This is a genomic window from Flavobacterium aquidurense (assembly GCF_002217195.1).
GTDB lineage: Bacteria > Bacteroidota > Bacteroidia > Flavobacteriales > Flavobacteriaceae > Flavobacterium > Flavobacterium frigidimaris.
Map to the genome: position 1 here is coordinate 69,051 of NZ_MUGR01000036.1, position 13,222 is coordinate 82,272.

Genomic DNA, 13,222 nt, shown 5'->3' on the forward strand with positions numbered 1-13,222 from the left:
AGGTATTCTCTATCAGGAGAAATTAATTAATTTCCTGACCTGAGATATAGCGCAATTCTTCAAGGTTTTTATTAAGGTCTTTTTTAGAATTCAGCAGAATGGATTTGTTGTCTAAATAAGCGTCAACAAAATCAAGAAATTCTAGCATACTGGTGTTTCGCTGCATGAAGTTTTTACGATAGCTCTCCAGTAGTTTATCCAGATCTGATTCGTAATTAGCCTCTACACTGTCGTACAATTTTTTGGTTACCATTAAATCTTCGTAAGCTTGTAAAACTTCAGATTGTACACTTATTGTTTTCTCTTCGGTTAATAACTTACCTTGGGCGATGGCTATTTTTGCTGCTTTTATATTTCCCTGATTTCTATTAAAGAAAGGAAGATCAAGAGCAAAACCGACACCAACAAAATCTACCATTGTACTAGAACCACGGTCATAGGTGAGGCCAAGTGTAAGATCTGGTGTACGCATCGCCTTTTCATATTTGTACTTATTGTCATTATAATCATTTCCCAGCTTAATGACTTTCATGTCAGGTCGATTCTCTACTGCCGATGCTATAAGATTAACTAAGTTAATGTTATCGAGATTTTTGTTATTGGGAACAAAACCATCTTGGGTGAGTTTGATATAACTTGTCCCAGGCAGATTCATAAGAATTTTAAGCTCTTTTTGTAAGGAGTTATTTTCTTTTCTAAGATCTGAGATTTCTTTTAAGAATTGTAGTTCAGATGCTTTTAGTCTGATGTATTCACCTCTTCCTATGTTACCTTGCGCTACCTGATTGCTGTAGGCTTTAAGTAAGATTTGCATAGAGGAAAGTTGTTTTTTATAAACAGCTTGCTGCTCCTGGGTATATTGCAATTCTGTTAGCTTACCTCGAAACTCAACTTTTAGATTGCGGAGAAAGGCTTTGAAGTATTCTTTGGCGATATCTACGCCCACTTTCTCCATGGCGATTAATTTTTTTCTTTTCCCGGCTGTTTGAATGAGTTGTTCAAGTTCAGCATTAACCTGGGAGGTTTTTCCAAAATTCCCCCACAAAGCAGGTAATTGCTCGGCTGTGGCATTGTGCCAAAGATTTATTTCGCCAACACTAAGGGTGGGGTTGGGCCATAATTTGGCCTGAATAAGCTGTGCATCTGCGATGTCTATGTTTAGTTTTTCAGAAATAAGAGAAATATTCTTTTCCAGAAACAAAGCCTCGGCCTGTGTTCGGGACAGAACAATTGTATCGTTTATTGTGGCAATTTGCGCCACACTTTTGTGCGATACAATAACGAGTAGGGATAAAAGTATACGTTTCAAATTAATTTTGTTTTAAGATACTGCAAAGTTATCTGCGGTATATTAACCCTTAATTTGATGTATGTTATAAAGTAGTTAGAGCTAGATTAGAAAACGATTAGAGAGGTGGGAATAACAAGGTAACGCTTGTTCCTTCTTCTTTTTTGGAGGTAATAGTAAAATGGATATTGTTTTGTTTGAAGATAATATTAGCCAGAGAAAGCCCTACGCCACTGCCTTTTATATCCTTTACATTTTTTCCTCTGTAAAAGGTTTGTTTGATGAATTTTAAGTCTTCTTCGCTAATTCCTGTTCCGTGATCTTGGATGACAATTTTAAGCTGATTCTCCTGTTGCAACATACTGATTTTTATAGGATTTCCATTTGAATATTTCACAGCATTCTCTATAATGTTATATAAGGCAATTTTTATCTCGTTACTGTTTCCTTTTATTGAGAGGAGTTTGTCATTTACAATTTCGATGGCGAATTGTATTTGGGCATCTTTTAATTGATAGACATCCGGCAATTGATCGTTGATGTCCCAAAGGAGTTCATCGACCCTGAAAATTTCGGTAAGTTCGGTATTGTCTCGTAGTCCGGAAAGCATCATCAGCGTATTCATTGTATCTTCGATCTGATAGACGTTCTCCAACACTTTTTCAGACATTTCTTTGTATTCAGCGCTTGTTCTGTCCTTTTGAGCAAATACTTCGAGGTTTCCCGATATTGCTGTTAAAGGTGTTTTGAATTCATGCGAAACATAATTAATGAAGTTCTTCTGGATGATAAAAGTATCTGATAATCGCTTAAATAAATTGTTATACGTTTCGATCAGTTCCTGAATATCATCTTTTGTGTTTGGAGAGGTAATATGCCTGTCTAGAGACGAAGCTTCTATTTCATTAACCTGATTAATGATGTTTTTTATAGGACTATAAGCAAGGTTTGAAAGCAAACGGCTTACGATATAGATGATAACTAATCCGCTGATTAAAACCAACATCATAATGATCAACAATCGATTGGTAATGGTTTTGAATTCCTGATCATTCTTTTTGACAAAAACCACAAAATCGCCCTGATTGTCATGATAAAAACTCCCGAAATAAAAGTGATGATTGGATTTAAAATTTAGCTTTCTGTTCTTCCTGATGTAATTTAATTTTTCGGCATTGATATTTTTGTCAATCGTTTTGTCGCCATAAACAATCTGGTTTTTTGCGTTGTAAACACGTGTTATGATTTCGAGTGAATTTTCCCTGAATTGCTGACCAATTATAAGGTGTTGGTTTTCTGGTAGTTCGTCTTTTTCCAGATAGAAAATCCCCGTTAGCAAGCAGGTTTTTTGAAGCTCGTTGTAAATGATTTTTTCCGAATAACTGTAAAAAGAAAAATACGTGATCACAGAAGCAATCACAAAGACAATGCTAAAAGTAAAAGACGATATTAAGGTAAACCTGTTGCGTATTTTCATAACTCTTCTTTAAGCATATATCCCGTTCCTTTTATGGTATGGATGAATTTATGGTTTTGTTCGATTTTGTTTCTCAGATAAGAAATATAAACATCGACAACGTTTGTATTATTATCATAATTAATGCCCCAGACAGCGTTTAATATCTGAGTTCTGGACATTACCTTGTTTCTGTTTTCCAGTAAAAATAAAAGCAATTTATATTCTCTTGGAGACAGATCGATCAATACATCATTTTCTGTAACTTTATGTTCTTCGGGGTTTATAGTTAAACTTCCTAGTTTGTATAAAGTTTCTTCATTCACATAATTAAATTTCGTTCGGCGTGTTAATGCATTTACCCTCGAGATCAATTCCTTAAAATGAAAAGGCTTAACCAAATAATCGTCAGCACCGGAATCCAGTGCATTTACCTTATCATCAGTATCGCTAAGAGCACTGAGCATTAAGATTGGAGTATGAATTTTCTTGAAACGCATTAGTTTGGTCAGCTGAATGCCATCAATTCCTGGAAGCATGATATCCATCAGGATAATATCCCAGGTATCGTGCTGAAACAGGTCTCTTGCAATCTCGCCCGTTTCAGCCAGATGCACCGTAAAATTGTTTTCTTCTAAACCTTTTATAATAAATTCGCTAATACGTTTATCATCCTCAATGAGTAGAACATTCATAATCTAATGTTGTTATAATTGGTTTTTGTATGAATCAGGATCTAAAAATAAACTAAAGTTGAATTTCCTGATGAATTGTATTTTTAAGAGAAAATCAAAAATAGCAATTAATTATCGCAATCGCTGTTAAAATTGAATCTTGTAGGAAAAGAACACCCCAATAGTCATCCTGAGCGTAGTCGAAGGCTTGAAAACAAAATTTAAACAAAACCCTTTTAAAATTTAAGTTTTTTAGGAGCTATTCCTGCTGTCTTTCCAAATCTTTTCCTTGCTGGCAGCAGCAAGAAAAAGGATTTTCCCTCCCAGGGCAGTTGGTTCCATGAGAGATTTATTTTTTTAAAGAAAAAGCCGCTTTCATTTTATACTAAGTAATTTAATTATTTTGTGAGTTTTCATCTTATAAAATAGTAAACCAAATTGACATGATTTTTATATAATTTCGATTTAATTTTTAATAATAATTTGAATTTCAATTAATTAACTTTTATTAAAGAAAGGTTTAACAGGATCTGTTTTCCCTGGCTGTGTGGAATTACTAATTTTAACTAAATCAAAATTAATAACGTTTTAAAAATTAAAATTATGAAAAAGAATATAGCCATATTAGCCACAAACGGTTTTGAAGAATCAGAATTATCATCGCCTAAAGCCTATCTGGAAGAACAAGGTTGGAATGCAGATATCATCAGTTTGAAATCTGGAACTATAAAATCCTGGAAGGACGGTAATTGGAGTAAGGAATATAATGTTGATGTAGTATTAGATCAGGCAAATGAAGCAGATTATGATGCTTTGGTACTTCCGGGAGGCGTTATAAACCCTGATTTATTGAGAAGAGAAGAAGCTGCAGTTAATTTTGTACGTTCCTTTTTTGAAAGCAAAAAACCAGTAGCAGCTATTTGTCATGGTCCTCAAATTCTGGTAGATGCTGATGTTTTACAAGGTCGAAAAGTAACTTCGTTCTTCTCTGTTAAAAACGATTTGATAAATGCCGGAGCACAATGGGAAGACTCAGAAGTAGTCGTAGACAACGGATTAGTAACCAGCCGAAACCCGAATGATTTGCCTGCTTTTAATAAAAAAATGGTAGAAGAAATTAAAGAAGGAAAACACGAGCGTCAGAGAGTGTAGAAAGATGTTCATTTATATTTATGAAGTTACAAAAAATGCAAGATCAATTTTGGTCTTGCATTTTTTTTGTAATTAAATTTGATTTTTAATTAGGAGCTATTTCCTGCTGTCCTTCCAAATCTTTTCCCTCCCATCAGGGCTAAGGCAGTTGGTTGTATAAGAAGTTTATCTTTAAAAAGTTTAAAATTAGTCTCACACATTCGCAGAATCAAAACTTTGCGCCTTAGTGTCTTTACGCGATTATTTTTACAATATAAAAGGGGATTCTTTGATTATAAGGCTTTTTTACAATATTTACCATTTCTAGATTACAGAATAACTATTGTAAAACTTACTTTGTATAATGTGAACAGCATCGGAAACGACTGTAAATGTTATCTGTGCATTAAAATCACTAAACGGCAGGAGTTATTATTCCCAGATTAGGATTATGAGCACAAACAACCTCTCAAAAGAAGCCGAAATCAGGCTTATGAATTTCTTCAACAATACAATCGATCCGCAAGAAATGGCCAAATCGATAAGGCAAGTAAATTATGTTCTTGCTTTAGGAACTTTAAGACAGCATGAAACCCTGCAAAATGAAATCACCAATTTAGAAAACAGCTTTTATTGGCTGAATGAATTAGCTGAGGTTGTAAATCCTTATTTGGCAGTGGAGTAGGATTTTTGATTTTATATTTGAACCTCGATTTTTAGAAGTCGAGGTTTTTTATATTTTGAATGTTGTAATCCGTTATCCTTCTAAGACACTTATTTCAGATACAATTCCATTACTAAATGTTAAAACTAATGAACCGGTATTAATTCCTGTATGAGAGTAACCTAAATAATATCTAAAAGTATTTTCTGTTGTAAAACTTTCGGTTGGTTTTCCTAATAGATTAATGACTTCACTTTTAGACATTCCAATTAAGTTATTATTGTTTCTTAAACTATTCACCATATCCCAACGTAATGACCAATTATTTTCTGAAGCTAAATCAGCCGTTTTCCATTTTTTAGAATCAAACTTTTCACCAGATATTTTTCCGCGTAGTGCAAAACCACAAATAGTTATTACAATTATAATTAGAATGATTACGTTTATTTTTTTCATGTTTTTTTATTATTCGTTGCTTTCACAAGCAGGACGCTGGCGGGGATAGTTACTAGAAAATATCTTTATTGTAATCCATATTCCATCCCATTTAAAATAAAGAAATTTTTTACAAGTTGAATTTTTCCATCACAAAACTCTCCAAAATTACTTTTATTAAAAATAAAGTAGCCACCACATTCAAAGCAAATCTCTATATATTCAATTATATTTTCTTGATTATCTAAAAATACAATTGCATTTCTAGGCATATAACAACCAGCAGTTTTAATTGTTTTACTTTTTTTTGGATCGAAATTAAAATTATAGAGTATGTTGGATAATTCTATGATTTTTATTAATTCTAAGTGTTTGAATTCCTTTAAATTTTTATAATCTAATTTGTTTCCAATTCTCGGAAGGCTATCAATAACTATCAGTTCATCAGGTTTTCCATCTTCAATTAGTATTGAATTTTTATACTCAAATGATACGATTTGAACATTGGTAGTTTTATTTAAAGGGAAAAGTGACGCTAAATTTTCGAACGAAGTATTATTTGTTTTCTTGCAATTTTGTTCAGAATCAATGGGAGTTAGTTTTTTTTTACTTTGACTATAAAATGTGCTTACCGTTAATAAAAATAAAAGAGTAAAGAATTTCATATATTTTAGGTTGAAGTTTTTTTATTGATATTAGAGTAAGCGTTTTCTAAGGACTTACCAACCTCGACGCTTTATATTTCCATTTTTTTGATAACTCATTATATTCAAATACATTTTCAGATAATTGATAAGCATTTGCATGTACGTAGGTAACTAACCTTTTATTTTTTGCAATAAATTTAGATGGGAAAAATGCCATTTGGGTGGTTAAAAATTTATCCAGTGCAAAATTTTTGTTTTTGTCCTGAATGTAGAAATTGTATGTTGGACCTCCATTGCCTCCTGAATCATTTTTAACGGCGAAATCTTCTCTGTTGTCAAAATTAAAATCCGCAACTATAATATCTCCAAAATCATTGTCAATAATTTCAGCGTTTTTATTTATTCCGGTTGAATACGATCTTACGGTTTTACAATCGATAAAAGTTTTTTGAAAAAGGTAACTTGCCCCAAAATTAAATTCCTGTTTTTTGTTTGCGATTTTGTTGTAAATAATAATTTTCACAGCATTACTGTCAATCTCTTCTTTTGGAATTTTTATTTTTTTAACTTTTATTTCAAAATTAAAGTCCTTAGATAAATTCTTGTGTAAGCAGGTTTGACCCAAAACTATTTTTGGAAAAAAGATACAAACCAATAAAAGAATAGTGTTTTTCATTTCAATTGATATTCTGTTACAAGTAAATAGTAAGTAATTCGCAGCGATCGAAAAATTACTTTTCTCAAATGTATTTATTATTTCTCATAAATGATCAAAGGATTTTTTGCTTTAGTGATATTTTATTTCGGTTTCATAAGTCTTCTCCCGATAGCTATCGGGATTGTGATATTCTTTTTTAATTTTCGGTTTCAAAAGCCTTCGACCCCGCTCAGGGTTATAAGAGGGATAACATAAAAAAGAGAAAAAATCTTTGCGACTTAGCTTCTTCGTTGTAAAAAAAATCAAAAAAAGGGCAGTACTTTATCAGAGTACCGCCCTTAGGTGAATTTAATTTACATTATCCAATCCTTTCAGATTTTCAAATGCCGCATTAAGCGTACAGTTTTTGGTAAACTACTATAAGAAAGCTAAACGCAGGTTATTCGTTTATGATGTCGCCTTCTTTAGTTTCTTCACTGGCAATTTTTACCAGTTTATCTTTCGGGTTCAAATCGCCGAAGATTTCAATTTTATCGTCGATTTCTCTTCCTTTTTTCACATCTACTCGTGTCGCTTTGTGGTTGACTACTTTAATTACAAAAGTACCTTCAGCTGAATTTACTAAAGCTGATTTTGGAATTACAAATGTACTGTCTTTTGCGTTAAGTGGTAACAAAACTTCGGCTACCATTCCTGGTAATAAATCTCCTTTTGTGTTGTGTACGTCCATTTCTACGCGTTCAGAACGAAGTTTCATGTCTAAAGCCCCTGACATTCTTGTAATTTTTGCTTTGAATGTTTCCGGTAATGATTTTACATTAAAACTCATTTCATCGCCATTGTGCAAATATCCTGTGTACAATTCCGGGATAGAAACTGCTAAACGCAATTTATCTTGCTGCTGAATGGTCAGTAAAGGCAAATCTGAACCTTTTCCTGCCGGACCAACAAAGGTTCCTAAATTGACGTTTCTTGCCGCTACAACGCCGTCAAAAGGAGCACGGATTTCAAGGTAACCTCTCATAATCGACACTTCTTTGTGGGCTGCAACTGCTGCCTGATATTGTGCGTAATCTGAGTTTTTCTTTCCGTTGGCCATTTCTAAATCATTTTTAGAAATTGTTCCTTCGACTTTGCTTGTTTCGTACAAACGGTTGTACGTGCTTTTGGTAGTAGCATAAATAGCTTCCATCGATTTTAGTCTTGATTCGGCTGCGGCTAGTTGAGAGCTGATTTCCGGCGCTTCAAGAACAATCAAAAGTTGTCCTTTTTTTACTTTAGTACCAATATCAACTTTTAACAATTTTACGAAACTACTTACTTTTGCGTACAAATCTACTTGCTGGAAACCAGTTATTTCAGCCGGTAAACGCAATTCTGTTGTTAGCTTTTCTTTTTCTAAAGAAAACGTTTCTGTTTTAGGTTCAATTTCGGCAGCAGGCGCTTCTTCTTTTTTAGAATTACAACTGTTAAGGAAAAACAGTGCTGCAAAAAACAGCGCGCTAAATTGTATTTTATTTTTCATTTTTTGGATTTAATGATGAGATATAATGGATGCTTTCTTCGTCCTCAGGATCTAAAGAAACAGATTGTGTTGTTGTTTTTTCTTGTGCCCATGCAAAAATCAGTGGCAAGATAAGCAATACTGCAAAAGTCGAAAATAATAATCCGCCAATTACAGCTCTACCTAATGGAGAAACCTGATCGCCACCTTCGCCATGACCAATTGCCATAGGTAACATTCCGGCAATCATCGCAACAGAAGTCATGATAATAGGACGAAGACGAAGTGCAGCAGCTTCACGGGCTGATTCTAATGCATTTCCGTTCTTTTTGCGTAACTGTTCTGCATTAGTGACCAATAAAACGGCATTTGCAATCGAAACCCCAACCGACATAATAATCCCCATATACGATTGTAAGTTTAGCGTTGAACCTGTAATGGTCAGCATTAATAAGGATCCTAAAACTACCGCAGGAACTGTGGTTAAAATTACTAACGAAACTTTGAACGATTGGAAATTAGCGGCTAACATTAAGAAGATTACAAAGATGGCAACCAATAAACCTACTTGTAAACTACTTAATGTTTCTACCAATACTTTACTCATTCCGATTGGAGTAATGAATAACCCCCTAGGTAATTCACCCAACGAACTGATTGTTGCATCTACATCTTTCACTGCCGTCCCCAAATCGGTTTGATAAATGTTTGCTGTAACTGTAATGTACGGCATAGCCCCTAAATTGTCATTCTCACCACTTACAACTCCGGGTGTAATTTTAGCTACGTCACTTAAAACAGGACGAAGCGAATTTTTTAATACGGGAATTTCTCCAATATCTGTTTTGCTCTTCATTTGGTTTAGCGGCACCTGAACTTGAACGTTGTAGGATAATCCCGCTCTTTCGTCTACCCACATATTTTTCTCGGTATATCTTGAAGATGAGGTCGAAGCCACAAGGGATCTCGAAATATCATTCATATCTACGCCCAATTCAGCAGCACGGGTTCTGTCGATATCAATATTCATAGCCGGATAATGAATAGGCTGACCAATTTGCACGTCTCTGAAATAAGAAATCTTTTTGAGTTTCTCTACAATTTGGTTGGCGTACAACTCATTTCGTTTTTTGTCTTTTCCGGCAATACGAACTTCGATTGGAGTAGGTGAACCCTGACTTAAAACTTTATCGGTCAGTTCGATTGGCTCGAAAGAGATTTTAACGTCTGGCAAAACCTTTTTAAGTCGTGCTCTAAAGTCGTCTTTAAAATCATCCATATCAACATGATATTCTTTTAAACTTACCTGAAATACGGCTTCATGAGAACCTGCCATGAACAAATAAATCGGGTTAATTGAGAATAAAGACGGGTGTTGTCCTACATATACAGATGAAATTCCGATATGTTCTTTACCCACCATTTTTTGCAATTCCTTCAAAACAATGATTGCTTTCTCTTCGGTGCGCTCTAAACGGGTTCCGTCAGGAGCACGCATTCTCAGTTGGAACTGACTTGAATTTACTTTCGGGAAAACATCTTTTCCGATGAAATTAAGAAAGGTAACCGCAAGAAGCGTAATTCCGATTAAATAGACTAAAGTCACCGCTTTCTTATGAGGGAACAAACGATTTAAAGTTTTCATAAAACGGATTCTGAATCGCTCAAAAGGACCAATTTTTCCGTCATTGTCAATATCATCTCTTTCTACGTACGCTTTTTTCTGAGTAATTAAATCTCTTTCAGATTCAGGAGTTATGCCGCTATCGTTAAATTCAGCTTCATCATCTGTAATACCAGGTGCATGTTCGTGTTTTTCGTGTCCTTTCATCAGCCAGTTTGCCATTACAGGCACAAAAGTCTGCGATAGTAAAAACGAAATAACCATAGAGAAACCAATTGCCAAAGCCAAAGGCAGAAACAAAGCTCCCGGAATCCCGACCATCGTAAATGCCGGAGCAAATACCGCCAGAATACAAAGTAAGATCAATAACTTAGGCAAGGCAATTTCCTGACACGCATCCCAAATGGCGAGCGCCTTGGGTTTTCCCATATCGAGATGCTGGTGAATATTTTCGATCGTTACCGTACTTTCATCCACAAGAATACCAATGGCCAGAGCCAGTCCGCTTAAAGACATTAAGTTGATGGTTTGTCCAAATAATTTCAGAAATAAAACCCCGGATATAATCGAAATTGGAATCGTCAAAATTACAATCAAAGCCGCACGCTTATCACCAAGGAAAAGCAATACCATCAATCCTGTTAAAACTGCTCCGATAATCCCTTCTGTAATCAGACTTTTTACCGAGTTGATTACATAAACCGACTGGTCAAATTCATACGATAATTTGACATCTTCAGGAAGTGTACTTTGAATTTTAGGCAATTCTGATTTTAATTTCTGAACCACATCCCAGGTAGAAGCGTCTCCGGCTTTTGCAATACTGATATACACTGAACGTTTTCCGTTTACAAGAGCATAACCAGCTGTAATATCGGCACCATCTTTTACAGTGGCAACATCGCCTAGTTTTAAATTTTGAACACTTCCTTTAAACAACGGAATGTTTTCAAAATCCTTAACTTCTTTAATCGTATTATTAGTTGGTGTAATGTAATTTTTATCCCCAATTCTCACGTTTCCTGACGGAGCCGTCTGGTTGTTGATGCGAATGGCTTCTACGACCTGATCGGGTGTCATATTGTGTGAACGCAATAAATCCGGATCAACGTTTACCTCAATTGTTCTTGGGCTTCCGCCAAAAGGTGCCGGTGATAATAAACCGGGAATCGAAGTAAACGATGCGCGGACATACACGTTGGCTAAATCCTGTAATTCATTATTTGATCTTACCTTACTGCTCAAAACCAATTGACCAATTGGTAAGGAAGAAGCATCAAAACGAATGATAAACGGCGGTTGTGTTCCCGGAGGAAATGCCGCCTGGATTCTGTTCGAAAGTGAACTCAATTCGGCCGCAGCCTGAGCCATATTCGTGTTTTCATAATAGGTTAATTTCATAATCATTAACCCCTGAATATTCTTGGTTTCAACCGATTTTACACCATTTGCAAAAGGTAAAATGTTGACATAAGTCTTAGCAAAATAAGCTTCCATCTGGTCTGGTGTATAACCACCAAAAGGATGCGCAATGTAGATAACGGGCAAGTTCATTTTTGGCAGGATATCTACCTTAATGTCCTTTATGGCGCCAATTCCGAAGAAAAATAGACCCGCAACCAATACTAATATGGAGATGGGTTTGCGGAGTGCAAAACGTATTAAATTCATTAGGATCTATAATTAAAATTCATTTATAAATAAGTCAAAATTGCCTGTAGCAGCTACTTTCAGTAAGAAGGATTGCCACACATTATTGTTGACGATATCACGATCGATTTCGGCGCGATTCAGTGTGTATAACGTTTGGGTTATATCTGTTAAATCAGTTAGCCCGTTTTTGTATAAAGTCGATTTTTGCAAGTACGCTCTTTTTGCTGCATCGACCTGAATTGGCGCTTCGGCAAAATTGTCAAGGGTGATTTGTATTTTATCGTCAGCTAATTTTAGCTGCGATTTCAGTTCTCTGTCCGCCTGATTGTATTCTTCTTGTAAACCTTGGGAAACATATTTTTGTGCACTTACCTGTTTGCTCATTCTAAAAGGAGTCGTTAGATTCCAGCTAATTCCAATTCCGATCAGATAATTGGTACGATCCGGATTGACGCCATCCCAATAATTTCTGGTAAAAGCGGTCTGATCTGTCGCATAAGCAGAATCAAATCCTGAAGCTCTGGTTTGTAAAACGCCAAAAGCGGTCATCGTTGGATAATAAAAGCGTTTGTACAGCTTAACTTGTTGATTGCTGTAATCAATTTTCGTTTTATATAGTTGCAATAAAGGATGTAAACTGTCTGAAGTTGCGGCTCCTCTTAAAAGTTCTTTCGGAATGTCATTTACAAATAAAGTATCCGTTACAAAATCCTGAGGCGCAACACCCATCAAATCAACTAATTTGCTGTTTTGTTCCTTGACGAAATTTTTAGCCAGATTCAAAGATATTTTTGCTTTAGAGACTTCGGCCGTAGCCAATGTAGAATCTACTCCGGCCAATAATCCGTTTTTAACTCTGGCAACGGCAGTTTTCTTAAAGATTTCTGCGCGGCTTAAATTCTTTTGCTGCGAAATCAATAATCTTTGGCTTGCCAGTAAATTCAAATAAGCAGCAGAAATCTTAATTTCCTGTTGAAATTCTTCCTGCTTTAGATCTTTTTCCTTTGCCTGAACATCAATTTTAGCCAGATTGATTTTCTCCTGAATTTTTCCAAAGGTGAAAAAATCCCAGTTCATGTTGACTAAATAAAGCGCGCCAAAAGCTGAATTCCAGTTTTGTTGCGGCAAAGGCAATCCTGATGAAGCAACTCCTAAACCGCCAAAACCATAAAGAGGTCCGTTTTGTCCATTGACGGTTCCGTAATCCTGTTGTGCCGATAAGTTAAGATTTGGCAAATAATCACGCTTGGATTGTTTGAGAGTCTCGCGCGACGCATTCGTGTAATTGCTTTTTGCTTTGATAGAACCGTAGTTTTCTAAACCTGTTTTTACTGCTTCTTTTAAAGACAAGTTCTGTGCATAACTACCACAAGCAAAAATCAAGAAAACTAACAAAGTAATTTTTCTGAAGTACATAAAATTAGTGATATGAAATTATCTAACAAAAATATTTGTCTTCAGCTGATATTTGTCATGTTAAATGATGTA

At 35.1% G+C, this 13,222-nt stretch carries 11 protein-coding genes; 2 read left to right on the plus strand and 9 right to left on the minus strand.

Features of this window, described 5'->3' with window-relative positions; genetic code table 11:
- Positions 1 to 22: 22 nt before the first annotated feature.
- From B0A67_RS18630 to B0A67_RS18640, 3 genes are all read right to left on the minus strand, one after another.
- Positions 23 to 1,309, minus strand: a complete 1,287-nt coding sequence (locus tag B0A67_RS18630) for a TolC family protein (RefSeq protein WP_072963032.1) — start codon at positions 1,307 to 1,309, stop codon at positions 23 to 25.
- 97 nt (positions 1,310 to 1,406) lie between these two features.
- Positions 1,407 to 2,765 carry a sensor histidine kinase gene (locus tag B0A67_RS18635; RefSeq protein ID WP_072963030.1) on the minus strand — a complete coding sequence of 453 codons (1,359 nt, stop codon included), beginning with the start codon at positions 2,763 to 2,765 and terminating at the stop codon, positions 1,407 to 1,409.
- Positions 2,762 to 3,439 (minus strand): response regulator transcription factor, encoded by a 678-nt coding sequence (locus B0A67_RS18640; RefSeq protein ID WP_072963027.1) that lies wholly within the window; start codon positions 3,437 to 3,439, stop codon positions 2,762 to 2,764. The genes B0A67_RS18635 and B0A67_RS18640 overlap by 4 nt, the downstream gene beginning before the upstream one ends.
- Before the next feature lie 582 nt (positions 3,440 to 4,021).
- On the opposite strand from B0A67_RS18640, the gene B0A67_RS18645 reads away from it, so the two are divergent.
- Together B0A67_RS18645 and B0A67_RS18650 are read left to right on the plus strand one after the other, a co-directional pair.
- Positions 4,022 to 4,570, plus strand: a complete 549-nt coding sequence (locus tag B0A67_RS18645; protein ID WP_072963024.1) for a type 1 glutamine amidotransferase domain-containing protein — start codon at positions 4,022 to 4,024, stop codon at positions 4,568 to 4,570.
- 430 nt (positions 4,571 to 5,000) lie between these two features.
- Entirely contained in the window at positions 5,001 to 5,234 is a 234-nt protein-coding gene (locus B0A67_RS18650; RefSeq protein ID WP_072963019.1) for a hypothetical protein, read from the plus strand.
- A gap of 72 nt (positions 5,235 to 5,306) precedes the next feature.
- Here B0A67_RS18650 and B0A67_RS18655 read toward each other — a convergent pair whose 3' ends face one another.
- From B0A67_RS18655 to B0A67_RS18680, 6 genes are all read right to left on the minus strand, one after another.
- Positions 5,307 to 5,669 (minus strand): hypothetical protein, encoded by a 363-nt coding sequence (locus B0A67_RS18655; RefSeq protein WP_072963016.1) that lies wholly within the window; start codon positions 5,667 to 5,669, stop codon positions 5,307 to 5,309.
- 65 nt (positions 5,670 to 5,734) lie between these two features.
- Positions 5,735 to 6,313 (minus strand): hypothetical protein, encoded by a 579-nt coding sequence (locus B0A67_RS18660; protein ID WP_072963013.1) that lies wholly within the window; start codon positions 6,311 to 6,313, stop codon positions 5,735 to 5,737.
- 46 nt (positions 6,314 to 6,359) lie between these two features.
- The gene (locus B0A67_RS18665) at positions 6,360 to 6,971 is read right to left on the minus strand and encodes an XAC2610-related protein (RefSeq protein WP_072963010.1); all 612 of its coding nucleotides are present in this window, start codon (positions 6,969 to 6,971) and stop codon (positions 6,360 to 6,362) included.
- Between the two features lie 421 nt (positions 6,972 to 7,392).
- Positions 7,393 to 8,478: an efflux RND transporter periplasmic adaptor subunit gene (locus B0A67_RS18670; protein WP_072963007.1), complete on the minus strand. Its 1,086-nt coding sequence runs from the start codon at positions 8,476 to 8,478 to the stop codon at positions 7,393 to 7,395.
- Complete coding sequence (locus B0A67_RS18675; RefSeq protein ID WP_072963005.1) at positions 8,468 to 11,752, minus strand: efflux RND transporter permease subunit; 3,285 nt, start codon at positions 11,750 to 11,752, stop codon at positions 8,468 to 8,470. The genes B0A67_RS18670 and B0A67_RS18675 overlap by 11 nt, the downstream gene beginning before the upstream one ends.
- Before the next feature lie 12 nt (positions 11,753 to 11,764).
- Positions 11,765 to 13,150: a TolC family protein gene (locus B0A67_RS18680; protein ID WP_072963001.1), complete on the minus strand. Its 1,386-nt coding sequence runs from the start codon at positions 13,148 to 13,150 to the stop codon at positions 11,765 to 11,767.
- Positions 13,151 to 13,222: the final 72 nt, after the last annotated feature.

What these genes read in the sequence shown, in the direction of transcription:
- B0A67_RS18635 (WP_072963030.1), bottom strand. Translation starts at nt 2,765, where the DNA reads ATGAAAATACGCAACAGGTTTACCTTAATATCGTCTTTTACTTTTAGC.
- B0A67_RS18660 (WP_072963013.1), bottom strand. Translation starts at nt 6,313, where the DNA reads ATGAAATTCTTTACTCTTTTATTTTTATTAACGGTAAGCACATTTTAT.
- B0A67_RS18640 (WP_072963027.1), bottom strand. Translation starts at nt 3,439, where the DNA reads ATGAATGTTCTACTCATTGAGGATGATAAACGTATTAGCGAATTTATT.
- B0A67_RS18665 (WP_072963010.1), bottom strand. Translation starts at nt 6,971, where the DNA reads ATGAAAAACACTATTCTTTTATTGGTTTGTATCTTTTTTCCAAAAATA.
- B0A67_RS18680 (WP_072963001.1), bottom strand. Translation starts at nt 13,150, where the DNA reads ATGTACTTCAGAAAAATTACTTTGTTAGTTTTCTTGATTTTTGCTTGT.
- B0A67_RS18645 (WP_072963024.1), top strand. Translation starts at nt 4,022, where the DNA reads ATGAAAAAGAATATAGCCATATTAGCCACAAACGGTTTTGAAGAATCA.
- B0A67_RS18670 (WP_072963007.1), bottom strand. Translation starts at nt 8,478, where the DNA reads ATGAAAAATAAAATACAATTTAGCGCGCTGTTTTTTGCAGCACTGTTT.
- B0A67_RS18650 (WP_072963019.1), top strand. Translation starts at nt 5,001, where the DNA reads ATGAGCACAAACAACCTCTCAAAAGAAGCCGAAATCAGGCTTATGAAT.
- B0A67_RS18675 (WP_072963005.1), bottom strand. Translation starts at nt 11,752, where the DNA reads ATGAATTTAATACGTTTTGCACTCCGCAAACCCATCTCCATATTAGTA.
- B0A67_RS18655 (WP_072963016.1), bottom strand. Translation starts at nt 5,669, where the DNA reads ATGAAAAAAATAAACGTAATCATTCTAATTATAATTGTAATAACTATT.